Source organism: Mycobacterium sp. GA-2829 (assembly GCF_001499965.1).
Classification (GTDB): domain Bacteria; phylum Actinomycetota; class Actinomycetes; order Mycobacteriales; family Mycobacteriaceae; genus Mycobacterium.
The window spans coordinates 1-23,961 of the sequence record NZ_LQIT01000014.1; the positions used below are offsets into that span (position 1 = coordinate 1).

The window sequence follows — 23,961 nt, forward strand, 5'->3', positions numbered from 1 at the left end:
CATCGACCTGGCCGACCCGCAGATGTCCATCGACCCGCTGCGCACCTTGCCCCAGACCGCCGACCCCGCCCCGCCGACGGCGGCGTGCAGGCCCATGCCGACGGCCACGTCGGTGGCTCGCCCGAACATGCCCCGCGTGGACGCCTGCCCGGTGAGGTCGGCGCGGATGTGGCGCAGCAGCAGCAACGCCGCGACCGACGCGCCGGCCATGACCAGCGTGTGGGCGAACGGGTTGGCGCCGCCGAGTTCGGCCGGAAGCGGTTGGGACACCAGCCGTTCCACCGCCAGCCCGATGACGCTGACGAACACGATGTAGACGAGCACCTCGACGCCGTGGCGGAAGAACTGCCACACCACGTCCAGGGCGCGGCGCTGCGGGGCGCCGGGCACCGCACCCAGCCACAGCGACGGCAGCAGGATGACGGTGGTCCACACCGCCTTGACCGACACCTTGAGCACCGCCCACCCGGAGGCGACCATGAACAGGCCGAGCAGGCCGGCGGCGGTGACGAACACCAGCCCGACCCACACGTTGGTGCCGTCGAGGTGCTGGGCGTAGGTGACCGCGGCGGTGTTGCCGCAGGCGGTCATGGCGTCGATGGGCCCGTCGGGCAGCCCGCGGGTGACCGCCGCCGACCACGCCGGCCCGCAGCCGGCGACATTGTCGACGACGTGCCCGAAATTCCACAGCTGCAACGGCTCTCGCACGGTGTGGGTGATGAGGCTGGCGGTCAGGGTGTCGACGTTGCCGTCGCCGAGGGTGCCGTTGTGGGTCGCCGCGGAGGCGACGCCGAACCCGATGCGGCGGGCGAAGGCCAATAGCCCGTCGGGCCCGTACATCAGCCCGGCGGGGTCGGCGAACACCGCCACCGACAGCGCGGGCAGCGCCACGGCGATCCCGATCATCGTCCAGCCCCGGCCGGTCTCGCCGCGCATCGCGGTCAGCGCCCCGCAGAACACCCCGATCGGCACGGCGATCAGCAGCACCCCGAGGGTGGTGGTGACCTGGACGACGGCGTGGGTGACCGCGCGGGCGATCTCGCCGATCACCGTGAGCCAGTAGGTGCTGACGGTGAGTTTCATCAGCCACAGCGCCAGCGCCACCAGCCCGACGAACAGGCCGGCCTCGGCGGTGAGGATGTGCATGGCGGTCAGGCGCACGGTCATCACGTCCAGGGCGTGCACCATCCACCGGGTCCAGGTGTCGGGGTTCCAGCCGACGTCGGGCCCGGCCTGGGTGAGCTGCTCGGGCAGCGCCGCCACCGCCAGGTAGTAATCCCCGATCGGCACCCCGTAGCTGTCCCGCAACCCGGTCCAGTTCAGCACCGACCCGTTGGTGGCCGCACTCGCGGTCGGCGCCGTGCACACCGCGACCGCCGACATCGCCTGCAGCGCACCCACAACCACCACCAGCCGACGTAGCCCGGGGCGCTCCAGCAGCCAACACTGCAGCCGCACCACCATCAGCGGCTCCCTCGCCGCGGGTTGGTGTCCAGGGCGGCGGCGAGGGCCGGGGTCGGCGCGGCGAACAGCGCGACCTTGCCGAACCCGCCGAACTCGTCGAGATACCAGGCCTCGCCCTCGCGGCCGGGGATGACGGTGCCGTGGCGGGCGTCGATGACGTCGTCGCCGTGGTCGACCAGCCGTACCGGGCTGGTGTTCTCCACGTAGTGGCGCAGCAGGTCGGGGTGGCGATCGAGGTCGCGGCCGCACCACCGCAGGGTCGCCTCGGCCAGCCCGGCGTCCTTGAACGCCAGACACAGCCGCTGGTCGATGAATTCGTCCTCCAGCACCGCGAAGTCCTTGATGGGGTGCTGGCTGATCCCGACGAACCCGGTCCAGGATTTGCGGCCCTGCCGGATGATGCGGTTGCAGCACTTCTGCCCGCCGGGCGAATTGGTCAGCGGTGCCGCCTCTTCCACCACCAACACGTCCGGGCGGTGCGGGCGGCTGAAGAAGATGGTCTGCGCGAGGTCGGCGGCCAGCCCGTAGATCGCCTGTCCCGCGCGTTGGCGCGGGGTGGTGCGCTGGTGCAGGTGGGCGACGTATTCCTCGTCGACGGTGGGCAGTTCGAGTCCGGCGGTGTTCCACACCACGACCGGGGCGCCGCTGAGGTCGGTGACGGGCAGCTGCTCGTCGAACAGCGCCCGCAGGTGGGGGTCGGTGCGCAGCCCGTCGAGGCCGACGAGCAGGTCGTCGTCGGCGTGGTCGCGGCCAACCCGCAAGTCGCGTAGATACTCGGAGAGCCGGGCCAGGGTGGTGATGCCGTGGCCGGTGCGGGTGTCGGGGGCGAGGTGGGTGCGTAGCCGGGCGGCCTGGCGGCTGAGCGCGCTGTAGCCGAGCAGCGGCAGCAGGTGGTCGACGGCGTGTTCGGCGGCGGCGTGGTGACTGAAGATGCGCAGCGGGTCGATGGACATCTGCGGGTCGGCCAGGTCGATGACGGCGAGGCCGTCGAGGTCGGCCAGCGCGCGTTGGTGCTCGCGAGGGGCGCTGGGGTCGAAGATGTGCATGCCCGCGCCGAGCGCGAGCCAGGACCGGATGAGCAGCTTGCTGATGTGGGATTTCCCGCGGCCCGGGGAGCCGCAGATGACGAGGTTGGCGGGGTTGTCGCGGCCGGGGGCGTTGAGCAGGTCGAGCAGCACGACATCGCGCAGGCCGGGGCTGGTGATGTTCATGCCCAGCGGGACGCCGGTGTTGTTACCCAGCGTGCCGGCCAGCAGCGGCACCAATTTGGCGAACCGTTCGGTGGTGCTGGGGTTGCGGAATTCGCCCAGCGCGGCGCGGGTTTCGGTGCCGGGGGTGAACGCGCGCCACAGGGTGGCCTGGCTGCCGGGCCGCCGCCGGGTGCCGATGTTCTGGCGGCGGTAGGTGCGGATCACCTTGGTGATCGCCGAATCAACGGTCGCCGCGTCCCCCGCCGCGGCCACCACCACGATCGCGGGGTTGACGCCCCGCTCGGCGGCGCCCCGCTTCAACTCCGACGTGAGTTCGCGGCCGGAGGCCAGCTTGCGGACCAGTTCGTCGTCGCTGGTGGCATGGCGGCCGCGCTGGCGGTACTGGTCGCGGATGTTGACGATGACGTTCTGCGCCGCGGACACGGCGGCCTCGGCGCTGGTGAACGTGGTGTTGATCGTCCAGTCCAGGACACAGTTGGGTTCGGTGAGGTCGTCGAGGACCTTGAACAGGGTCGCGCGCGGCCACGCGATGCCGGTGTCGGGGAAGGTCTCCAGCGCGATCAGCGCCTGATGGGAGTCGGCGACGCCGTCGGCGGGGTCGCGGGTGGTGCGCAGGTAGACGTCGGCGTCGCTGCGGGCGGCGCGCCACCGCCGCCCGCGCAGGTGCGCCGCGGACGGGTCGAAGTGCACCGGGGTGAATGCCGCGGCGGGCAGGGTGGCGTGCGGGTCGAACGGGGTTCCCGGCAGCGGGTGCGGCCACGTGCCGCGGCTGGCGGTGTAGTTCCAGTGCCACCAGATCTGTTCCGCACTGGCCGGTTTCGCGAAGAAGACCCCCGATATCCCCGCCACCCTCTCCTCCGCCAGCTGCCGGTAGTGGCTCAGCGACGCCGCGGTGTCGGGGTCGCGGCCCAACGCGGTGTCACGCAGGCGGCGCCACCGGCTGGCCCCGTCGCGGCCGTCGTCGAGCGGAAGGCTCAACCAGTAGACGCGCCGGCGCGCGCGGTGCCCGGCGATCGCGGTCTCCCAGGTGCGGCACTGCGCCACCCACTCGGTGGCCTCCGCCGCGTCGGTGCCGGTCTGCAGTCCGGGGTGGGCGTGCAGCATCCGGCGGATCACGGTGCGCGGCGCGACCGGGGTGGTGAGCCCGCTGATCGACGCCCCCGACGGCAGCGCCCGCCACAGCTCGGCGTGCTCGGCGGCGACGGTGTTCTGCCACGACTCGGATAGGAACACGAACGGCATCCCCGACAGCAGGTACTCGGCGTAAACCCCGGCCGCGGTGAGACGCAGGTTGCCGACCACCCGCAGCGGGGCCATCCCGATCGCGTCAGCCATAATCACTCGCGGGTTGGGTGCGATGAGGTAAGGCGCGGAACGGTGTTGGCCCACCACCACTGCACCCGGGTGGTCAGCGACGGCCGCGTCGACGGCAGTTTCCCGAGCAGCCACACCGCGGTCACGGTGAGCAACGCCCCGACGATGAGGATGAGCAGCGCGTGCCCGCTGGTGAGGTTGGCGGTGACCGCCGCCCCGGTGCCGAGGAAGCCGATGACCGCGGCCGCGGCGTCGGCGGGCCGCCACTTCTCCTTGAACGGCAACGTGAATCCGTCGCCGGAGTCCCCGAGGTAGACGGTGACGTCGCGCTGGTCGGAGTAGATCTTGGCGGGCGTGTCCTCGGGCATGTCAACGGCCCCAGGGACTGTCGACGGGGACGGGGTTGGTGATGCCGTGGCTGTTGGCCTCACGGGTAACCATGGCGGCGATGCCGACCGACAGCAGGATCAGCACCGAGAACACGATGGCGCCGATCTGGGCGGTGATCCCCGACCCCGCGCCTTCCTTGGCGTGCTTGCGGATCGCCGACATGGTGCCGACCACCAGCGCGATCGCGGCGAGGAACCCCAGGGTGGCGAACGCGAGGTCGGTGCCGGAGCTGAACAGGCCGGGCGCGGCGACGACAGTAAGGGTGTCGTGCGGGGGTGCGGTCATCGTGGTGCCCTCCACGGGTTAATTCGGCGCACCGCCAACAGGTTTCGGTTCACCGTCGGCGTTGATGCGTGGAACCAAGTCTATGGCCGCCACCATCCACGTCCCTCCGCTATTTTCGACCGTCAGCGGATACGTCAGGTTCACGGTGGCGAACTGCGACGTCTGCGCGCTGACCTGCGCGAGCACGTGCAGCTGAGCGCCCGGCGCGGACGCCTCGGCGGTGCGGCGGTCGGTGGCGGCGGTGGTGACGACCGCGCTGTGGTAGCCGCCGAGGGGGGTCAGCCCGCTGCCGGCGACCACATAGCGGTCCAGCCCAGTGGTCGCGGTCAGGTAGGTGCTGACGAAGCCCCGCACCACCGCGAAGACGGGATCCTCGCCGCTGAGCGGATGCCGGTAGGCAACGGCGAAGTCGGCGCCCGCCCCAGGCCCGTTGACCCGCGCGGGCAGCGCCAGCGCGCGGGGCTGATAGTGCCACAGCGACAACGGGATTCGGTAGAACGCACGGGTGGCCGCCGCCGAGTCGTAGGGCCGCTCGTTGACCGACACGGTGGCCGCATACAGTTCGGCGCCGCCGGCGTCCCCGGTGTGGATCACCGACACCGTCTGCGGGTTGGTCACCACCGCGGCCGGGGTGCTCGGCAGGGTCAGTGCCTCGTCGGGCACCGAGATGAAACGGCGCAGATTCTCCCGCTGCGCGGTCGTCGCCGTCAGCCACGTCACGACGAAGTCCGCCGCGAACGCGCCGACCTGCTCCTGCCGGTTGCCGACCTGCTGCGAGATCGACGGGACGTCGGGCCGATCCGGCGCCAGGAACACCTTGCAGCCGGCGGCGGCGCCGAGCACCGCCGCGGCCACCAGCGCGACCCGCCCGAGGCGTCGCCCCTGGGTGCGCCACGCCGTCAACCGGCGCTGCCAGGTGTTCGTCATCGGCACGGCGTCACCTCATTTCGGCGGATGACCGAAAAACGTCAACGCGCTCACCGCGAACGTGGCGTCCACCGGATCGGCGGCTTCGTCGCCGTACACCGACGGCGCCGAAGCGGCAGTCTCCCCGCCAGTCCCCACCGGTAGACCGCCCTCCCCCAGCACCGACTCCGGAAACCCACCGGCCGGCGACGCGACCGGCGGAGAGGCCGGCGGGCGGGCCGTGGCTAGCACCGTGACGGTCACCCGCGACGCCAACACCGGGTGCGGCAGCGGCGTGGTGACCGGCCCATGGGCATTGCCGGTGTCCTGGGTGAACACCGTGCGGTCATCGTCGTTGAACACATACTGCAGCCGGCTGACCACCCGGTGCTGCAGCCATTCGTCCTTGCCGCCGGGGGTTTTCGCCACCCAGCCCGGAGTCACCGACACCGCCGACAGCGCGTGGGTCCGGCCGAAGTCGATACGCAGCACCTGCCCGTCGACGCGGCCCTCGGTCGAACCGCGGACACACACCCACGCCGAATCGGTGGTGGTGTCGGTGAGCGCCTGCGCCGATGTGGATCCCGGTGGGCAGTCCGCGCTCGCGGTGTAGGACACGGCCTGGTCCTGGACCGGCGGCGGGGCGGTCGGCGCCGCCGCGGGCACTGCCGGGGCGGTCGGCGGATTGTGTTCGGCCGCCCCAGGAGGCGGGTCCTCTCCGGTGGCGATGAGCGCCGTCGTGATGACCACGACGGCCGCCACCACGCCAGCGGCGACCAGCGCTCCAACCTTTCTCGATCCGGCATTGACGTCCTCCGGTTCCGCCGGGTCATCCGGGGCGTCGAGATCAACGGGTTCCGCAGCGCTTGAGGCGGTTTCGCGTGAGACCATCACGTCATCGGTGCCCGACGTGTCGAGCCTCTCGACGACGGGCGCCACCGACGGTTCGGTGCCGTACAGCATGTCGGAAGTCCAGGCCGCCTCGTCGACCTCACCACGGACGGTCATGGGGCTCCTCTCGCAGGAAGACAGTGTCGATGCGGGGTGGCGAGGGCCGCCGCGTCGGCGGCACCCACACTGGAAGGAAGACCCACGCCCCAGTGGACGACGGGTGCGGCGGCCCGGGTACCGCCGCCACGCCGCCCGACGGCTCCCGCCACTGTGGCGACGGGGCGATCGTCGGCGGCATGGTCCGCGCGGTGGCCGGTCGTGATGGACTGTGGGACAGTGCGCGCAGCACCAGTGCGATGATCAGCCCGGTGAGGATGAGCGGAAGTGCCTGCGCCACAGCGTTGATGGCGGCGATGGCTACGACAACAATGAGGAGAAGGGATCCGGCGAACAGGGTGATGATGGCTTTCATGGCGTGAGCCTATCGGTGAACACTGACATGTCCGATCGCCGAAAAGTCGTGCATGAGCGGCGCATTGGCGGTCGTAAGGTGGGCATATGACGATGCCTTTGGATGGCGTGGCCCGCCTGATGTACTTCGTCGACGCCCGGCTGCAGCAGTTGGGTATCAGCAAGGAGGAGTCGGCCCGTCGTGGCTTCCCGAATCCGACCACCCTGGCCAAGGTCCGCGACCGCGACAGTCAGCACACCCCGCGGGTGCGTACGCTGCTGCGGATCGACCGCGCACTGGGCTGGCAGCCCGGATCGTCGGCTGTGGTGCTGCTGGGTGGGAATCCGCTGAGCCTCACCGCGCGGGTCACCAAGGGGGTGCGGGCCCGCGAGGCCGCCGCGAGGCCGGTGACCGCCGACGAGATCACCGGCCGGCTGCTCGATCAGCTGAACGGCGAGATCGACGGGCTGCGTGGAGATATGGCCGGATTGGATGCTCGTTTGCAGCGGCTGCACGCGGTGCATCGGCGATTGGCCGATGAGTTCCGGCTCGACGCCCGACTGCTCGAGGAGTACGCCGCCGAGTGACCCGGGACAAGCGTTCATGGCCGTGACCTCTCCCCCACCTCGTTGAGTGCCTGGGCGTCGATGACGCCGGGCCCGTTGATGTCGTAGCCGCCGAGGATCTGCGCAGCCTCCGCCGAGTTCAGCGGACGCTGCGCGGGCGTGAGCGGCCACCACTGGGTAGACCCCGGAACCGCGAGCCAACCGTCGGCGATGCCGTAGACGCCTGCGACCGCCGGGGTGGCCGCCAGTTGCGCACACAGCCACGCAGTCAGCGCCCCGTCGCGAAGCGACACAACCCAACAGGAGAGGACCACGATCGGCGCCCCAAGAACGACGCCGGACCACAGCATCGCCGGAATCGGGTAGGCGCGCAGCGTTCCCGGGATCTGGCGGGTCAGAGTCGCATGAAAGATTCGACCGGCGAGCCAGCCGAGCGGCAGCACAAGCGCGAGAGCCAGGACGCCGACGACTTCGAGCTGCGACGCCGGTGACTGGGCGGTCCGCAGCCACAGCGGCGGGAGCAGGGTGTCGTCGTGCGGGTCGGGGACCGCGGAGGCGATATGCCGTTGGCGCGCACGGACTCTGCGTCCGAGCTGCTCGGCACGACGACGCTGGATCGTCCACACCCCTTGGTGCGCGGCAATCCACGCTCGCCGCATCTCGTCATAACGATCGACGCGGCTGCCGGGCATGAATCGACCCTATGCCCGCCCGAGGGCGTCTCCGTGCACGAATTTCACCGGCCGATAGCGACGAGAATCTGGTGCGATTCTGGTGTCGTGAACGGTGCGAGGCTGAAGAGCGTGTACTCACCACAACCACCCCACCCCCACTTCCCTCCCGAGGGGACTACGTCGCAGAACGCTCAACTGAAGTTCTGGGCCGACGTCGCCCTGCGGGTGGTCGCCGGCACGGTCACCGCGGGGGCGGGGGCACTGTGGTTGTTCTGTGCCTATCTGGTGCTCTCATTCCGGTTCGCGCCCGGGGATCCGACCGATCCGGACAGCCCGGCATTCGACCCGCATGGGTTCGGCATCATCTTCGGAGCCGTGCTGTCACTCCCCATCGGGCTGGTGTGGGCGACAGCGTTGCCATTTGTCTTCCCCCGTGCCCTTCGGGGGCGTGTTGCCGCGTGGGCCACCCCGGCTCTGCTCGTCTTGTCGGCGGTGCTATTGCTTGCGTGGTGGACGGCGTGAACGTGTTGCTCCCCCGGCGAGCTGTCGCGCATGGCCACGGGCCGTAGTTGATACTCGTACGTATTACCGATAAGGGCTGGCCGACGTTGAGCAGTCGTATGCCCCGTTGACCTCCCCGACGGTCGTTGCCTGCCACACTCACCACGTGGACATCGCCGAGATCGCTGGCTACCGGATCATCCGCCAGCTCGGTGCGGGCGGCATGGGACAGGTCTTCCTGGTCCAGCATCCTCGACTGCCCCGCCGAGACGCACTGAAACTGCTCGACGCCGGGGTGTCGAGGAATGATGACTTTAAGGCGCGGTTCCAGCGCGAAGCTGACCTACTCGCACAGCTCTCGCACCCGAACATCGTCACGCTGCACGACCGTGGCGAATTTCAGGGGAGACTGTGGATCACCATGGAGTTCATCGACGGCACCGACGCCGCCGAGTTGCTCAAAGCGCAGGGTCCGCTCGACCCCGCTCTCGGCATCTACCTCGTCGCTGGTGCAGCCGCCGCGCTCGATCACGCTTGGCGCAAACAGCGCATCACCCACCGCGACGTCAAGCCCGCGAACATCCTCGTCGGCATCGACGACGCCGACGGTGGCCCAGTGATCGAATCGGTGAAGCTCGCGGACTTCGGCATCGCCAAAGCCGCCGGTGAGTCAACTTCCCTCACCTCGACCGGCATGACGGTCGGCACAATGCAGTACATCAGCCCGGAAGCCATCGAAGGCGAGGAAGTCGACCACCGCTCCGACATTTACTCCCTTGGGTGCACCGCGTTCCACCTGCTGACCGGACAACCGCCGTTCACCGGTACCTCAATCGCCTCGATGATGTCGGCCCACCTGACCAAGCCAGTGCCATCAATCAGCAAGGTCGCACCCTTCCTGCCGAGAGAGATGGACTTGGTCTTTCGGCGGGCACTAGCGAAGAAGCCGGATGATCGATATCAATCTTGTGCCAAGTTCGTAGCCGCACTGCAAGAGGCGAGAGACGCCGTCGTGGATCAGGCGTTCGCACCGACCATGGCAGCGGCGGCATCGGCCAACCACACAATGGTGGCGACAGCCCCGCCGATGAAGCGAAACAACGAACGATCCGCGCAGGCGGTGGCTCCCAAACCTCGCGCTCGGACCGCCGCAGCCGTGGCGGCCAGCGTCGCCGCTGTCACAATCGTCGCCGGATCACTGGGCGTCTACTTGCTGACTAAGGCCGACACCGCTATAGCCCCGCCAGCGAGCTCTACAGAGGTCACAACCCCGACCATCGCGACCACGAGTGCGGTGCCCACAACGACTCCGCCAGTAGCGATCACGACCTCACCTACCACGACCGCAGTGGTTCTTCCGGCGTATCCGCCTGCGAATTCGGGCTGCGCCGGCACAGTCCTCTCACACTATGATTTCGAGCACCCCGTGCTTGGACCGATGCGAATCTTCCTCCTTCTCGGAGAGAACAAGTTCAGGATGGACGCGGGCTGCGTTTCAGCTGTTATGCCATCAGGAGCTGCGCTCCCTCCGACTCCGCTCGATGCAGGCCTCGGGCTAGAATTCGCTGATCCCGCCACCGATGCCACAGGAAACCTGTTCATCGAGTTCCGCTCACTTTCAGCCCATTCACCGCCGCAGGTCCTCGTGCTGGTTCCTAACCCGTACGGATTCCGCGAACTGGGCAAGGACCTCATCAACATCGAACTCGTCGGTCCCGGCGCGGACGGCAAGTACGCACTCCAACACTCCATGAACGACTGCACACCCTCATGCGCCGAAGGAACCTGGACCGAAGAAACCCTGACCTGGGACGGCAGCGACTACATCGTGTGACATGCCCCCTCCGGCCGCTCCATACGTGCTGACCTCAGTCAAGTACCGACCTCAGAATTCCTCGGCGTCAAGGTCGCAGCCCTCAACTCGTCCAAATACTCCACAAATTCGGTCCACTCCATGAGATCCACCATCTGGCCCGGGGTGCCGCGCACCAACAGGCGCGCCTGCCCCATGTTGCGCGGGCTGAGTTCCTCGGGTTCGAAGGCGTTGCCGAAGTCGCGGTTTGTTGTTCGTTCGTCGTGGTTGTGTCCATAGGACTGTGTGCTGCGGGTCGTCTTGCCGCCCCAGAACGCTGCCGCCCGCATCAGTTCCTCCTCGTGGGCGCCGTACATGATGAGCGTGGCGGGTACGACGTCGCGAATCGCGCGGCCCTGCAGCGCACCGTAGATGACGTCGAGTTGCGAACTCGCCTGCGCGGCAGCGCAAATCGACACGCCAAGGCCTCGTGCTTCGGCGAAGTACTGCAGGATCTTCGGCAGCGGTGTGTTGGGGAGCTCGTCGAGGAATAAGCCCAGACGCGGGTACTGCTCCCATTGCGACACCTTTACGCGCTGCCGGTGGATCAGCTGTTCCATCAGCGTCACCGCAAGCGGTGCGACCGTGCCGTCGGCCGGGGACAGTACGTAGAGAGTGGTCCCGGGTTCGTCGAGCACCGTGGGGTCGAAGGGCGGCAGTCCCCGGTCGCGGATGGAGGTACGCAGCCATGCCGTGAGAGCCTTGGTTACCGTCATCTTGACCGAGTCGCGTTGCTTGTCAACCATATTGAGCACACCACGCACACGCGCCTCGAAGAGCGTGTTGCCACACCACAACGCGGCGGTGACCCAGGAGGGTTCGGTGCTGACCTGCTGGGGCCACTGCAGCGGCACGGTGACGTCTTCGGCGGCCTCGAGGACCCAGTGCATGCCCATCCCGGTGGCGCCGGGGCTCGCGGCGAACAGCAGGCAGGTCAGCGGCGCGAACGCCAAATTCTCCCACATGCCGTTGTCCACGGCCGGCGCCTGCGCGCCGGCGAAGCCGACCGACGACATGCTCAGCAGGGTTTCGACGGTGGCCTGAGCGTCCTCAAGCGTGCCGATAAGCTCGGTGGGGTCGTAGCGGCACCGGGTGAACTCACTCGGGTAATGCGGCGGCACAATAGGTCTCAAATCCAACAGCAGCGACCGGCCCCAGCGTCGGGACGCTACCATCTGCATCAGGTCGTCCTTACTCGAGGACACCACCGCTGGTCCCGGCCACAACACGGCACCGGGCGCGAGCCAACGTCGGGTCTTACCGGTGCCCGGCGGCGCCAGCCCTAGGATGTGCGGCGCGGTCTGGAGTGGAACCGGCCGGTCCAAGCGGTGATCAGTGACCCACCCGCCGAACGGAGTGAGTGGTGCACGGAAGTCGTCGACGCCCACCACCCAAACCTAAGGGCGCCGGTTGCATCTCATGTGCAGCAATCTTCAAAGGCCTCACGCGTCCACGTAGCACGCCGGTCATCTCCCCGTTCATCGCCGAGGCCCGCGTCCAGCGCGGTCTCCTGGCTCAGTTGCTCGGCCGGATGAACTTCGCGGACACCGATGACTAGGGCAGGCCGCAAGATCGAGCGATTGAAGCGGCAGCCGACTGCGTCGAGTTCGTCGGTGACGGTGATCGATCTCATCTACCGCCGCCTGACCGGCGATGCGACCGGCAAGGCACCAACTGGAAGGGCGAGCAATGACATACGCCAAGGCCGCTGACGTTCGGGCTGTCCTCGGTCGAGCGATGACCCCCGAGGAGACGGCGCTTGTCGAGCGCCGACTGGCTCAGGTGGAGCGGATGATCGTCCGCAGGATCCCAGACCTGGCCGATCAGATCGACTCCGGAGATCTGGACGAGGCCGACGTGATCGACATCGAGGCTGAGGCCGTGCTGAGGCTCCTCCGCAACCCCGAGGGCTACGCCTCGGAGTCGGACGGAACGTACTCGTATCAGTTCAACCGCGAGACGGCCCCCGGCCGGCTCGAGATCTTCGCGGAGGAGTGGGAACGGCTCGGCATCAAGCCGAGTCGGATGTTCTCGATCACGCCCAACATTATTGCGCCCAAGCGGTATACATCGATTCACACTGGAGGCTGACGTGTCGCTTCTCAACCGAGGGACCGAGACCGTCAAGGTCTTCCAAGAGGTCCAGACCCCGGATGCCGACTCAGACGGCAACAAGATCACCCGAGCGGCCAGGGTGGGCACGCTCGTCAGCGCCGTGGTTCAGCCGATCGGCGCTCCGACCGAGAACCAGGACGGCGGGTTCAACACCGAGAGCCGATACCGGCTCCGGTTGATCAACTACCCGAGCATCCTTGGGGCTCAGTCGCAGATCGAGTGGCGCGGCAAGCCGTACTCCATCGTCGGGGACGCGATGATCTACAGCGGGAGCCGCCGAACGGCTCACGTCGACCATGTCATGGCGCGGCGTTGAGTCCAGGTGTCCCGCACTGCAGCGTGTCACGCGCCCCGAGAATCGACGCGGTCGGCGAAGTCGCAACCCGCAAAAACCAGAAGGCCACGACATGTGTCGTGGCCTTCTGCCCCGCCGTACGGTTGCACCCAGTACGGCATTCACTTGGATGTCAACGCCCAAGGTTGAAGTTGGAGAGTTCGATCCTGGACGAGACGTTGTCCACGGTAGAAGCTTGCCCAGGCTGGGTCAAGCACAGACACAACCCTGGGACCAAGAAGTCAAATTGCTGTGTCAAGGGGATTGACGTATGCGTGGAGTTACATGCATCCTTTGACCAGGGAACAAACCCCTTGTTCCCCGTCTGAACCTCTGAGTATTCGCCGGTTGCACCCCGGTGTCAGTGGGGACGGCTCACTTGGAAAGGGCCCCTGGTGGGGCGTAGGAGAGTATCTAACTTCGCTCGCGGGGTCTCGGTGTCTCCACGATCGCAGGCTTCACGTCCGCCAGGGGCTTCTTCCTCCATCCGCGCGAGGCGCGGAGAAGGAGCGTGGCTCAGAATGACCACGATCGATTGCCCCGAAGTATTCGATTACCCCGACGGGTCCGATGACCAGAAGGTCTCCCGAACCAAGATCGCGTGGATGGCTACGGCCGTCTCGGTCACATTGACCGTCGCCGGCGGATTGGCTTTGCATGAGGGTCCGATTTTTGAAATCCACGAGTTGCACTTCTTCAGTGACAACGAGGTGATCGATCAGAACTTCGAGATCGATCCTGGAATCGTGACGAAGTCACTGCCGCCGCCGCCGGAAGTCTTACCGGAACCGGAACCGGTCGTAATTTTCCTCCCTCCAGAGTGCGGCTGCGCTTAATACTGATTGCAAAAGCCCCCAGGTCATCGAGACCTGGGGGCGTTTTTCATTCCACGGGATCTGCGATGTATTGCTACACGTTCGGATACACAGTTGGCACGATCGCGTCGACGAGCTGGTGCGGGCAAGGCCGCGCGCTCTTGGCGCGAACTGTCCTCTCGAAAGGCCCCACTGAAGTGTTAGGGCGCGCGGAGTGGCCGCAGCGAAGGGGAGAGCGCCTACGAGTGCGCCGTCGTGACTCAAGCCGTCAGTGAGCGCCGGCAGAGGTCCGTCAGCGGGACTCGGCGAGCTTCTGCACCCGCGGGTCGACCGGCCTGCCGGTCTTCTTGCTCGCCGCGACGGCGGCACGGGCCGCGGCCTTGCGCACAGCCAGGCTACGGACCGCCGGCTGGCGGCGTTCCGTGCTTGTCGTCGGTGTCTGCTGTGTCGCCACCGTCGCCCTCCTGCTCCGCTGAACCCAACGCTGCATGTTCCGCGATGACCTGCACGATGTCGGAGTCGTCGCTTGTGGCCAGTGTAGAGCGCTGCAGCGTCTCCAGCATCCGCCATCCGAGCTGGGCCTGCGCGTCGTCGGGGCTGAACGTGCGCTCGAAGGCCCAGGTCGTGCGGCGCCACCACTCGCTGCGTCGGTCGGCCCGGTTCTTCTGCTGCCAAGTCACGATGACACCGATCGCGGCCAGGCCGCCGACGATCAGAGTCACCCAGGCTTGAGCCGGCACGGTCGGAAGCATACCGGCGGGCAACCATGCGACAAGATCACCGGCCCGACGTTCAGACGATCCCTCGACGCGTCCAGGCCGAAGTCGCGCCCTCTTAGCCACCCGCGGAATTAGTGCACACGCCTCGCCGCCACCGCCGGTAGAGTCGTCGTTCAGCAAACCCGACGTGAGGAGTGTGACGATGACGTGGGTCGACCCCGACGTGCTCCATTCCGGTGCCGCCGGCTCCCAGGACGCGGGCGCCCACGTGGGCGCCGGCGCTGCGCGGCTGTCGTCTGCCGAGCCGCCGATGAAGATCTTCGGCGACTTCACCGACGCGCACATCTTCCACAGCCAGGTCCGGACCCACCGCAACATGCACGCCGACGTCATGCGCCAGCACGACCGCGTCCTCAACGACGTCGGCACCAAGGCACACGCCGCCGCGGACGGGTTCGTCGACGTGGATCGGGAGAACGCCGACCGGATCGGCTCGGTCCGCCCGCAGGCGCTGTAGGCGGTGGGGACGACACCAGGGCCGCCCGGACTGCTCTACCTCAGCTACGGGGACTTGGTCGCCGCGGCCGGCGGTGACCCGTGGGCGGTTAACAAAACGCTACAGGACGGCGACCCCGGCGAGATCGCCGAACTGGCCCGCGCGTTCTACCTCGCCGGAACCTGTACTCAGGAGACCTTCGACGCATTCAACAACGCGCAGAAGCGCTTCCAGGAGTCGTGGAACCGCGAGACCGGCGACCATCCGATCAACGACTCCGCCGAGGTGCAGCGCGCGCAAACCCAGCTGCACATCCAGAAGGATGAACTCGACAACATCGGTGTCGAGCTCATGGAGGTCTCCGCGTCGCTGGCCGCCGCACAGGTCGCCGCCGAGCCGTCGATCATGCAGCTCAACAACGCGCTGACCACCATCGACGCCCAGATCGGCACCGCCATCGCCAACAAATCCGACCAGGCCACTGTCGATCGGCTCGTCGAGAACGCACGCACCGTCACCCGCAACACGCTCGCCACCGTCACTGGCGTGCGCGACGACTACGCCAACGTCCTCAGCGGCGCCACCACCCGCATGCAAGGCATCGAAGGCTACAACCCCGACATCCTCGAAGGCGTCGCCGGCGACGGCACCAAGACGCAGTGGGAACAGTCCCAGGACGCCGCCGAGCAATACGGGCGGACCCAACGCGCGGCCGACCAGGCGCTGGTCGACTCCGGTGGTCCGATGACCCCGGAGAAGCAGGCGGCGCTCCATCGGCTCCAGGACTACGCCACCGTCACCGACCCCCAGGCCGACCCGACCGCGCGCTACTACGCCGGCGAACGGCTCGACGACTACCAGACCTCCCGCCAGCAGGGCCCATTCGCGCCGGACCCCATCCTCGGGATGACACCGCAGCAGCGCGCCCGGCAGCGCCTCGCGCTGCAGCAGCAACTCGAACGCGGCTGGCCCGAACTCGGTATCGCCGGCGTCAGCCGCGACCAGGCCACGTCACTGCTGGACATGGCCGAGGACCAGTCGAAGGCCCTAACGGTGCAGAAAGCCGTGGAGCTGCTGCAGCAGCAGGGCATGAGCCAGGGCGGCGCGATCGCCACCGTCGACGCGCTCTCCAAAGGCATGACGTGGGAAGAGTTGGGCCAGTACGGCAACAACATCCTCGGACACCCGGGCCAGGGCATCGAATGGGCCACCAAGCTCGAGGACATGGGCCGGCACAACCTCGTCGTCCAGAACGCCGACGACGTCGCCGCGCTGGGCCGCATCGGCAAGAACATGGGCATCGCCGGCGATGTGCTGCAAACCGCGCTCACCCTCGATGCCATCTACAACGACGGCGCGCCGGCTGGCCTCGAGCTCACCAAACTGGGCGGAAACCTCGGCGGTGGAACAGCTTTAGCCGCGGGCGGCGCCGTAGTCGGCGGGATCTTCTTCGGCCCGCCCGGCGCCCTGATCCTCGGCGCGATCGGCTCGTACGTCGGCGGCAAGTATGGCGAGCAGGGCGCTGAGGCGATGTACAACTGGGCGACCAAGTGACCCTTGCGCTCGAGGTCTCGCAGGTGGCGCCGCCGCCGGGCTGGTCGCGGATCGTGCTGCTGGCCGCGGTGGCGGTCTGGGCGGTGACCGTGGTGGCGTTGTTCCGTCTGGATGACGTTCGGATGGAGCGGCGCGTGTATTGGATCGGCATCCTGGGCGGCGGGGCGTTGGGTGTAATCGCGTTGCAGCACCGCGGGATTGGTACCTCCGTGGCGGCGTTCGCGGTCATTACGGCGATCGCGGTGTGGCGGGCGTACTACTCGACCGATTACCTGGTGATCGGCGGAAAGGTTCGGTCACTGACCCGCATACGGGGCGACCGTACCGTACGGCATGAGTCGTACGGCGGCATTTCCGCGGCCGCGTTCTGGTGGCTCATGGTCGTCCTCGCCGCCATCGCTGCCGCAAATGTGCTGCCGAATGGTTGGACGGCCAACGGCATTGCCGCGGTCAGCGCGGTTTCGGTCGTCTCCGCCGGGATTGGGTTTACGGACGGCCGAGAAAAGGCGCCACCGGTGCGGCGCCAGTACCTGCAGGCGGTGGTGTTCGCGGCGCTGGCGATCCCAGCGTGGGGTATCCCTGTCGCGGCGTACGTGTTGCTGTACGGACTGCGGGACTCATCGGTCGAACTCCGCGATGTCACCTTCCGCTATGCCACCGACGGTCCCGACGTGCTTCGTGGTGTCAGCGTTCGAGTCGAGCCCGGCACGGTCACCGCCGTGATCGGCACGTCAGGATCGGGCAAATCTACTCTCGTGCGCCTGATCTCCCGCTTCTTCGATGTCACCGGGGGCGCGGTGCTGGTCGGCGGCGTCGATGTCCGTTCGATATCCGAGCAGCGGCTGGCCGGACAGATCGGGCAGATCTTTCAGGACACCTACCTGTTCCAGGGAACCGTCGCCGACAACATCCGGATCGGCAAGCCGGACGCCACCGACGACGAAATCCTCGCCGTCGCGCAACGCGCGGGGTCACCGATATCATCGAACGGCTACCGGATGGCCTGGACACCGCGGTGGGCGAGGGCGTAGTCCGACTGTCCGGTGGTGAGCGCCAACGTATCTCGATTGCGCGTGGGTTGGCCGAAGATGCTCCGATCCTCCTGGTCGACGAAGCCAACGCGGCCCTGGACGTGGAGAACCAGGCGCTGATCGCCGAAACACTCGAGAGCCTGCGCGGACAACGGACCGTGATCGTCATCGCCCATCAACTCTCGACGATCCGGATGGCCGACCAGGTCATCGTCGTCGAGGATGGCCGGATTGTCGAGCGTGGGTCGCACGAGCAGTTGGAGCAGCTCGGTGGCCGCTACGCGCAGTTCATCGATCGGCGTTATGCGGCCAAGGGGTGGCGCATCGCCTGAACGTCGGGACGCCGCACCGCCAATACTCAAGCTACAATAGGTTAGTTAACCTAAGTTAGAGTGTTAAAGGGTGTCCTCGATGCTGGCGATGACGGAAGCCGACGTGTTGCCACTCGGAGCGAGTGCGTTCGCCGCCGAGAATCAGTTCCTGTCGCGCCCGGTCAGGCCGCACACACAGGAGTACGCCACATTGTCGGTGGTGCGCGACGGAGCCGGAGTCCAGGTATCCGGCGCAGGCGCCACCCGGATGGGCCCGGGGATGCTGATTGCGGTGCCGCCGGAAGGGTGGCACGCACTGTATCCGGGACGGCCACATGAGCTTCACGAACCTCTACTTGTCGAGGCAGCTGATCAACGATATGGCGTGGTTCGGAGCGTTACCGAGAATCGGGCCCCTGCTGGCGCACACCTCCACGACACCCGAACCCATCGTGACGTTACAGCTCGAGCAACGAGTTGTTGGTTCGGTGCTCGACATCCTCGATCGGCTCGCGTTGCTGCCGCCGACCCACACGCTGGCGCGGATGGCGCGGTTGTTCGACCTGTTCGCGGCGTTAATGTCCGCCCTGGCGGGTGTGGAGAATCCGAATCCGATTCTGGCAGAGCCGGTTTGACAGGCGCTCAACGGGATCGACATCGGATCGTACCGCCCTGTCGTCGAACGGGCGATCGGTCTGCTTCAGGCCGAGATCGACCATCCGTGGCGGCTGGGGACGCTCGCACAGCACGTGCTGCTTTCGCCATCGCAGCTGGCCCGCGTGTTCAAGGAAGACACCGGGTGGTCACCGATGGCCTATCTCCAACATCTCAGGGCCGAGCGGATGGCTCATCTGCTCCGCACCACGAATGCGACAGTGGCCGCTGCCGGCCGCGCGGTGGGCTGGAACGACCCGAGTTATGCGGCTCGGCGTTTCAAGACGCGCTGGATGGTGAGCCCCGACCGGTACCGCTCGCGGTTCTTCGAAACTCCCGGCGTCACCCGGAGCGCCTCAGCAGGCTGCTGACCAGGCCTCCGGGGTCGTGTGCGGAGGCAATCGACCGCTCGATGAGTTGCGGTAGCTGTCTTCTCAGTTGGGCGTGGCTCGGGGCGCTGCCCAACGCGAACGGTCTGTTGCCGAGATGATCTGCCAGTTCTGGCGCCATGTCGCCGTGGCACACCCACAAGACGGCCACCCTGGCTGCGGCGCACCCGTCCAACGCGTGCCTGACGTCGGTCACGGCGTGGCGGCCGATGTAGCCCGTGTCATAGGGAACACCATCGGATATCACGATGAGCAGCTTGTGCCTGGTCCCCGCGCCCTCGACCAGACGTGCGCAGCTGTGCCGGATCCCGGCTCCGATACGCGAGTATCCGGAGGGTTGCAGCGTGGCGAGGGCCTGCATCCCGCGCAACACACCGTGCTCGTTGAAGTCCTTCAACATCAAAGCACGGCACGATTCCCGGCCCATCGAGTGAAATGCCATGGCGGCCATCCGATCACCGATGTGGTGCAGCGCCGTCGCGAGAGTGGCGGCGGTTCTGATCTGTTCAGCCGCCACACTGGACGATTCCGCGGCGTGTGCCGCGCTCAGCTCCGCGGAGGATCCGGAGATGTCCACCAGAACCATGGCGCCGAGGTCCCGACGGCGGCGCCGGACCCCGATATAGGGCCGATAGTCGTGATGGGTGCCCGGGCCGTGGTCGCTGCTGGCCGTGAGCTGGTCGGTCGCCAGGTCGACCATCGCGTCGAGATCGATCTCGTCTCCCTGGTTCTGCCTACGCACCGGGCGATGAGTGAGCCCGATCGCGGCGACCCGGCGCTCGAGGTCGGTGTCACGGCGGAGATCCCGCCTGGCGACGTGATCGGACATGTTCGTGGTGGGGCGTACTTCGTGGACGTGACACCAATTGGGACGCAGTCGTCCCTGGGCGCTGTCCCATTCCGGGTAGGTCCACCGGGCGACGACCGTGGGGCTCTTGTCGCCGGGTGTGCTGGCCTCCACCTGGTAGCGCGAGGGCTTTCCCGATGTCGGTGCGCCACTGCCGGCGCGTGCCCCCGATACTGCGATCTCGGCGCCCGCACCGTCCTGGGCTGGCCCCCCCGACCGGGTGCCCAGAATCTTGCGAAACAGCTCGGAGACCGGATTCGAGGTGTCCAGCCCCGTGTTGTACCAGCTCAGTGCCGAGGGGATGTCCTGGCTGTGCGTCTCGTCGTCGGGCTCCGGGCCGGACTCCAGTTCGTGCGGCGTGCGGGTGAGATCGCGGCTGCCGACCCAACCCGGCGGACGCACACCGCCCCGGGCCAGAGCCCAACCGGGTCTCAGTTCACCGAGCCGCGGGTCCGTCGCCGGGGGAAGAGCCTTATCCCGCGACATGTCGAGAGATTCACGCGCACACGTGCTGTGCGCGGTGGCCGGCAGGGACAGTTCGGACCATGGCAGAAGTCGCCACGGTAGCCGCCCGGCGGTAGCGAAGCGGCTGACCTCGAGCAGCAGATACCGTCGCGCGCGGTCCGGCCGGCCGACCAGCGCCCGCAACATGTCCGGTGCCAGGCTGCCGGCAACCAATAGTGCGCTTTGGACGATCACCTCCAGACGGTGGTCTGATGCGCAACCGTCCGCTGACAGGTACAGCGTCGATCCGTCGGTGTGTGCCGAACGTCCGGCATCCGCGCTGCCGACGAGGATGCGTTGGCCGCACAACATCTCCGCCAGCGGCCCGTACCGGGTGTCCGGGTCGGCGTCCACCCTCACCCGACCGGTTCGGGCACGAAGAACGTGTCCACGATCTGCATGAGTGCCTCGACGGCCTCGTCATCGTCGGAAAGCACCTCGACGATGCTGTGTTTCAGGGCAATTCGGGTCTCCACCCCGGCCATCATCAAGTGCGCGGCCGCCACCAAAGTGCGGGTGCCCGCAACTTCGGCCAACCCGAGTTGATGCTGTCGGCGAATTGCGGTAGCGACGGCGACCAGCCGCTCGGCCGGTTCCCGTGGCAACCCGGTCTCCGTCGCGACCACCGAGGTCTCGGTTTCGTTGGGCAGGTAGTTCAGCCCGATCGCCACCATGCGTTGGCGCAGCGAGGGTTTGAGCTGTTTGAGCACGCTCTGGTAGCCAGGGTTATAGGACACCACCAGTCCGAATCCCGGTGCGGCCGACAGCTCTTCACCGGTGCGCTCGATGGTCAGCGCCCGCCGGTGATCGGTGAGTCCGTGGATCACGGTGAGGGTGTCGCTTCGGGCCTCGACCACCTCATCCAGATAGCAGATGGCCCCTTCCCGCACGGCACGTGTCAACGGACCATCCTGCCAGACGGTCGAACTGCCTTCGAGCAGGAATCTGCCGAGGAGATCGGCAGCGGAAAGATCGTCATGGCAGGCCACGCTGATCAGCGGACGTCCGACTGCGTGGGCCATGGCTTCCACAAATCGTGTCTTCCCGCATCCGGTGGGACCTTTCAGCAGGATCGGCAGGCCGGCGTCGTAAGCGGCGCGGAAGACTTCGTCCTCGCGTTCGGCAGGTACATAGAATGGCCGCGTCAAGATCGTGTGCTCCTCATGTCATGCGGTGGCGATGTGAACTGCGTCATCGTGTCGGTCCGGAGCCGGGCAATGGTATCGGCACATCCGGTGACGGGCAGGCGTAGTCGGTCCCGGCCCCGCATTGTTCGGCGACGAAGTAGCTGGGGATGTCGCTGGGCATCGGGCCGGCCTGGAACGTTGTCCAGATCATCGCCACGTTGTAGACGGCGTAAACGATGTTCATGAATGCCACAACCGCGAGAATCCGGATGACCGGCTGCCACGTCACGCTCTGTATGCGGTCGACACCGCGCTCGATGAAGGTGTGCCCCTTGTCATCCCGGAAGTAGAGCAGCATCCCCGCGGCGGCCCACACCGGCCCCCACAACAGTGACTCGTAGATGGGGAACTGCCAGCGTGTCCCGGCGAAAAGTGACCATGAGTGGATGGTCGTCGGGTACGCGTAGAGGCCGAACCGGATGAAGATGACCTCGACGATCAGATCGAGGACCATGGCGGCCCCGACGCCGGTTGCCACAAGTCCGGCCACCGGCATATCGGGAAAGCGTCTCTTGGTGCGCCGCATGACCGTCGCGACGAACAGGCCGGCCAGCAAGATGCCGTAGATATAGGCCGAACCCATGCACAGCAGTGGCTCTGGCAGTCTGGATGCGGTCGGGTTGATGGCACCGGGCAAGAAGCCGGTCCAGCTGCTCATGTTGACGAAGTGCGCATTGTAGAAGAAACCAGGTCTGCCCCAACTGATTCCGGGATCCTGCCACCACAGTGTGGCGAAGGCGATCATCAGGATCGCTTCCAACGACAGTCGGCCCTCGCGCCGGGACGACCTCCACGCGATGATGATCATCACGATCGCGAGGATGACTCCACCGATCTCCATGACCCGGATTGCGATCAGTGTGTGCGTCGGCACCGGGTCCGGTCCGACCGCGGCCGGACGGAACTCCGCGGAGGTGATCCAGCGAGTCAGCACCCACGCTTCCAGCAGCAGGAAAAGACCGCCGAGGACAGCCAGCCAGACGATCGGTCGGGGTGGTTTGGCGATGAAGCCTTTGCTCAACTCCTGGGGCGCAAGGGTGTTTGCCATGAGCGTCTCCTCGATCGGATGCCTGCAAACTGTACAGGGGTGTACAGTTTGTGGTCAATGGGTTCCAACCGCGATGCGAGGTGACCGATGGCGCGCAGGGGAGTGGCGTCCTATTACGACGCGGCGTTCGAAATACTGGATCGGCAGGGTACTTCCGGTCTCACGGCCTCCGCAGTGTGCGAACACATGGCCATCACCCGGGGCGCGTTCTACCACCATTTCGACAACTTCGACGAATTCGTCGACGGGCTGCTGTGTCACTGGGAGCTTCAGTACAGCCACGAACTGATCAACGAGAGTGTGCACATCGGTGATTTGCGGGTGATGCTGAAGCGCGAAGCGGAAATGGCGTCCACGCTGCGGCACGGCGCCGAGGTTGCGCTGCGTGCCTGGAGTGCAACCGATTCCCGGGTGGCGCGTGCCCAGCGGCGGGTCGACCGGATCCGCTATGACGGTCTGCGTTCGGCATTCGAGGGCCACGGCATCCCGGCGGGAAGATCGGCCACGTACGCCGATCTGGCACTTGCGACATTGATCGGGGCGCAGATGCGGCGTCTGTCGGGCGAGCGGATCAGAACGATTTTCGAGGAGTTCAGCGAACTGGTGCTCGGGGCGGCGCAACATCGTGATGCGGTCGAGACGGCGTAGGTGCGCACCGGTGCGTCCTCGGGTGCCACTCCGGCGTGGTCACTGGGGTGTGCCGACGGCGCGGGCAAGTTGCTCCGGATCAACCGGAACCGCGGTGCCCGAACGCACCTCGACCCAGTGGCGGCGCTGAAAGTCGTTCAGCGCGTCGATCACGACGGGTTCCGGGCTCCCTACCAGATCTGCCAGTTCGGCAGTACTCAGGTTCGGCACCGTCGCCCTACCGCCGACGTCCGTGCCGAATCGTGCGGCAAAATCGCACAATTGACGTGCCACCCGAACATGCACGTCGATCACCCGCTGGTCGGCGAACTGATCGTGCCGGCGCTTGAGTTGGCGTTAACTGCAGAAGCAGGTACGCGGCCGTCGGACGCTGGGCCATCCACCGGCGGATCGCCCCGCGGTCCAGCCATCCCGCGTCGACCTGACCGACAGCGGTGACGGTGCTCGTCCGGGGCCCGGGGTCGAAGACCGACAGTTCGCCGATGATATCGCCGGGCCCGGCAAAGGCCACCAGGTTGCTCCGGCCCCCGACACCGCGCTTGCTGACTTTGACCAGGCCGGTCTGACTCACGTAGACCCGGTCGCCGGGGAGCCGTTCGGTGAAGATCTGCTCACCGGGCCGGAACCGCTGCGGATGCAGCAGATCCAACAGCACCTCGGCCTCACCGAGCTCGTCGTCACCCACACTCGGCGGCCACCGGAACTGTCCGCGCCCGACGCCGGCCTTGTCCGAATCAGCTGCGGTCGAATGGATGTGATGATCGTCGGCCATCGGTTAACCTCGGCGTGGAGCGCCGCTTCGCA

Annotated in this window: 29 protein-coding genes; 13 read left to right on the top strand and 16 right to left on the bottom strand. The window is 67.1% G+C overall.

Annotation, left to right across the window (positions count from 1 at the left end; genetic code table 11):
• The 7 genes from AU194_RS10525 to AU194_RS31750 all read right to left on the bottom strand — a co-directional run.
• A partial coding sequence (locus AU194_RS10525; protein WP_197417587.1) for a hypothetical protein occupies positions 1–1,464 on the bottom strand: 1,464 nt, incomplete at its 3' end.
• Positions 1,464–4,010, bottom strand: a complete 2,547-nt coding sequence (locus tag AU194_RS10530) for an ATP-binding protein (protein ID WP_059089190.1) — start codon at positions 4,008–4,010, stop codon at positions 1,464–1,466. The genes AU194_RS10530 and AU194_RS10525, both read right to left, overlap by 1 nt.
• Before the next feature lie 2 nt (positions 4,011–4,012).
• Positions 4,013–4,357 (bottom strand): hypothetical protein, encoded by a 345-nt coding sequence (locus AU194_RS10535; RefSeq protein ID WP_059089191.1) that lies wholly within the window; start codon positions 4,355–4,357, stop codon positions 4,013–4,015.
• A 1-nt stretch (position 4,358) separates the two neighbouring features.
• Positions 4,359–4,664, bottom strand: a complete 306-nt coding sequence (locus tag AU194_RS10540; protein ID WP_059089278.1) for a hypothetical protein — start codon at positions 4,662–4,664, stop codon at positions 4,359–4,361.
• Between the two features lie 18 nt (positions 4,665–4,682).
• On the bottom strand, positions 4,683–5,591 hold the full coding sequence (locus tag AU194_RS10545; protein WP_197417595.1) for a conjugal transfer protein: 909 nt from the start codon (positions 5,589–5,591) through the stop codon (positions 4,683–4,685).
• 15 nt (positions 5,592–5,606) lie between these two features.
• The gene (locus tag AU194_RS10550) at positions 5,607–6,578 is read right to left on the bottom strand and encodes a hypothetical protein (RefSeq protein ID WP_059089193.1); all 972 of its coding nucleotides are present in this window, start codon (positions 6,576–6,578) and stop codon (positions 5,607–5,609) included.
• On the bottom strand, positions 6,562–6,933 hold the full coding sequence (locus AU194_RS31750; RefSeq protein WP_157575994.1) for a hypothetical protein: 372 nt from the start codon (positions 6,931–6,933) through the stop codon (positions 6,562–6,564). The genes AU194_RS10550 and AU194_RS31750 overlap by 17 nt, the downstream gene beginning before the upstream one ends.
• An 86-nt stretch (positions 6,934–7,019) precedes the next feature.
• On the opposite strand from AU194_RS31750, the gene AU194_RS10560 reads away from it, so the two are divergent.
• A complete protein-coding gene (locus AU194_RS10560; protein WP_059089195.1) occupies positions 7,020–7,499 on the top strand; it encodes a hypothetical protein in 480 nt (159 codons plus the stop codon).
• A gap of 14 nt (positions 7,500–7,513) precedes the next feature.
• Here the strand turns inward: AU194_RS10560 and AU194_RS10565 are convergent, their stop codons facing one another.
• Positions 7,514–8,170, bottom strand: a complete 657-nt coding sequence (locus AU194_RS10565) for a hypothetical protein (RefSeq protein ID WP_059089196.1) — start codon at positions 8,168–8,170, stop codon at positions 7,514–7,516.
• A gap of 87 nt (positions 8,171–8,257) precedes the next feature.
• On the opposite strand from AU194_RS10565, the gene AU194_RS10570 reads away from it, so the two are divergent.
• Both AU194_RS10570 and AU194_RS31115 read left to right on the top strand, forming a co-directional pair.
• Positions 8,258–8,674, top strand: a complete 417-nt coding sequence (locus AU194_RS10570; protein ID WP_059089197.1) for a hypothetical protein — start codon at positions 8,258–8,260, stop codon at positions 8,672–8,674.
• 145 nt (positions 8,675–8,819) lie between these two features.
• Entirely contained in the window at positions 8,820–10,487 is a 1,668-nt protein-coding gene (locus AU194_RS31115) for a serine/threonine-protein kinase (RefSeq protein ID WP_082698573.1), read from the top strand.
• Between the two features lie 38 nt (positions 10,488–10,525).
• Here the strand turns inward: AU194_RS31115 and AU194_RS10580 are convergent, their stop codons facing one another.
• Positions 10,526–11,893, bottom strand: coding sequence for a type IV secretory system conjugative DNA transfer family protein (locus tag AU194_RS10580; protein ID WP_231743281.1), 1,368 nt, complete (start codon positions 11,891–11,893; stop codon positions 10,526–10,528).
• A gap of 29 nt (positions 11,894–11,922) precedes the next feature.
• Positions 11,923–12,138, bottom strand: coding sequence for a hypothetical protein (locus AU194_RS31755; RefSeq protein ID WP_157575995.1), 216 nt, complete (start codon positions 12,136–12,138; stop codon positions 11,923–11,925).
• A 56-nt stretch (positions 12,139–12,194) separates the two neighbouring features.
• Between AU194_RS31755 and AU194_RS10585 the strand changes: the two genes are divergently transcribed.
• The 3 genes from AU194_RS10585 to AU194_RS10595 all read left to right on the top strand — a co-directional run bounded on the left by AU194_RS10585 (position 12,195) and on the right by AU194_RS10595 (position 13,790).
• Positions 12,195–12,596 (top strand): Gp19/Gp15/Gp42 family protein, encoded by a 402-nt coding sequence (locus AU194_RS10585; protein WP_059089199.1) that lies wholly within the window; start codon positions 12,195–12,197, stop codon positions 12,594–12,596.
• Position 12,597: 1 nt separating this feature from the next.
• Positions 12,598–12,936, top strand: a complete 339-nt coding sequence (locus tag AU194_RS10590) for a hypothetical protein (RefSeq protein ID WP_059089200.1) — start codon at positions 12,598–12,600, stop codon at positions 12,934–12,936.
• Positions 12,937–13,475: 539 nt separating this feature from the next.
• Complete coding sequence (locus tag AU194_RS10595) at positions 13,476–13,790, top strand: hypothetical protein (protein WP_059089201.1); 315 nt, start codon at positions 13,476–13,478, stop codon at positions 13,788–13,790.
• Positions 13,791–14,164: 374 nt separating this feature from the next.
• Here the strand turns inward: AU194_RS10595 and AU194_RS10600 are convergent, their stop codons facing one another.
• Positions 14,165–14,509 (bottom strand): hypothetical protein, encoded by a 345-nt coding sequence (locus tag AU194_RS10600; protein ID WP_059089279.1) that lies wholly within the window; start codon positions 14,507–14,509, stop codon positions 14,165–14,167.
• A 181-nt stretch (positions 14,510–14,690) separates the two neighbouring features.
• Between AU194_RS10600 and AU194_RS10605 the strand changes: the two genes are divergently transcribed.
• From AU194_RS10605 to AU194_RS32985, 6 genes are all read left to right on the top strand, one after another.
• Positions 14,691–15,005, top strand: a complete 315-nt coding sequence (locus AU194_RS10605; protein WP_059089202.1) for a DUF2563 family protein — start codon at positions 14,691–14,693, stop codon at positions 15,003–15,005.
• Between the two features lie 3 nt (positions 15,006–15,008).
• Entirely contained in the window at positions 15,009–16,538 is a 1,530-nt protein-coding gene (locus AU194_RS10610) for a hypothetical protein (protein WP_059089203.1), read from the top strand.
• A gap of 53 nt (positions 16,539–16,591) precedes the next feature.
• Positions 16,592–17,569, top strand: coding sequence for an ATP-binding cassette domain-containing protein (locus AU194_RS10615; protein ID WP_197417588.1), 978 nt, complete (start codon positions 16,592–16,594; stop codon positions 17,567–17,569).
• On the top strand, positions 17,542–17,901 hold the full coding sequence (locus AU194_RS32200; RefSeq protein ID WP_369804083.1) for an ATP-binding cassette domain-containing protein: 360 nt from the start codon (positions 17,542–17,544) through the stop codon (positions 17,899–17,901). The genes AU194_RS10615 and AU194_RS32200 overlap by 28 nt, the downstream gene beginning before the upstream one ends.
• Positions 17,902–18,215: 314 nt before the next feature.
• The gene (locus AU194_RS10625; RefSeq protein WP_059089206.1) at positions 18,216–18,515 is read left to right on the top strand and encodes a hypothetical protein; all 300 of its coding nucleotides are present in this window, start codon (positions 18,216–18,218) and stop codon (positions 18,513–18,515) included.
• A 75-nt stretch (positions 18,516–18,590) separates the two neighbouring features.
• The gene (locus tag AU194_RS32985) at positions 18,591–18,905 is read left to right on the top strand and encodes a helix-turn-helix domain-containing protein (protein WP_369804084.1); all 315 of its coding nucleotides are present in this window, start codon (positions 18,591–18,593) and stop codon (positions 18,903–18,905) included.
• Here AU194_RS32985 and AU194_RS10630 read toward each other — a convergent pair.
• From AU194_RS10630 to AU194_RS10640, 3 genes are read right to left on the bottom strand one after another with little or no spacing between them, the layout of a single operon-like run.
• On the bottom strand, positions 18,877–20,628 hold the full coding sequence (locus AU194_RS10630) for a hypothetical protein (protein WP_059089207.1): 1,752 nt from the start codon (positions 20,626–20,628) through the stop codon (positions 18,877–18,879). The genes AU194_RS32985 and AU194_RS10630 overlap by 29 nt on opposite strands.
• 2 nt (positions 20,629–20,630) lie before the next feature.
• Positions 20,631–21,422 (bottom strand): CbbQ/NirQ/NorQ/GpvN family protein, encoded by a 792-nt coding sequence (locus AU194_RS10635; protein WP_231743284.1) that lies wholly within the window; start codon positions 21,420–21,422, stop codon positions 20,631–20,633.
• A gap of 43 nt (positions 21,423–21,465) precedes the next feature.
• Positions 21,466–22,509: a spirocyclase AveC family protein gene (locus AU194_RS10640; protein ID WP_059089209.1), complete on the bottom strand. Its 1,044-nt coding sequence runs from the start codon at positions 22,507–22,509 to the stop codon at positions 21,466–21,468.
• An 87-nt stretch (positions 22,510–22,596) separates the two neighbouring features.
• Between AU194_RS10640 and AU194_RS10645 the strand changes: the two genes are divergently transcribed.
• Positions 22,597–23,157 carry a TetR/AcrR family transcriptional regulator gene (locus tag AU194_RS10645; RefSeq protein WP_082698575.1) on the top strand — a complete coding sequence of 187 codons (561 nt, stop codon included), beginning with the start codon at positions 22,597–22,599 and terminating at the stop codon, positions 23,155–23,157.
• Positions 23,158–23,196: 39 nt separating this feature from the next.
• Here AU194_RS10645 and AU194_RS31125 read toward each other — a convergent pair whose 3' ends face one another.
• Complete coding sequence (locus tag AU194_RS31125) at positions 23,197–23,451, bottom strand: helix-turn-helix domain-containing protein (RefSeq protein WP_082698576.1); 255 nt, start codon at positions 23,449–23,451, stop codon at positions 23,197–23,199.
• Positions 23,375–23,929: a cyclic nucleotide-binding domain-containing protein gene (locus AU194_RS10650; protein WP_059089211.1), complete on the bottom strand. Its 555-nt coding sequence runs from the start codon at positions 23,927–23,929 to the stop codon at positions 23,375–23,377. The genes AU194_RS31125 and AU194_RS10650 overlap by 77 nt, the downstream gene beginning before the upstream one ends.
• Positions 23,930–23,961 lie beyond the last annotated feature (32 nt).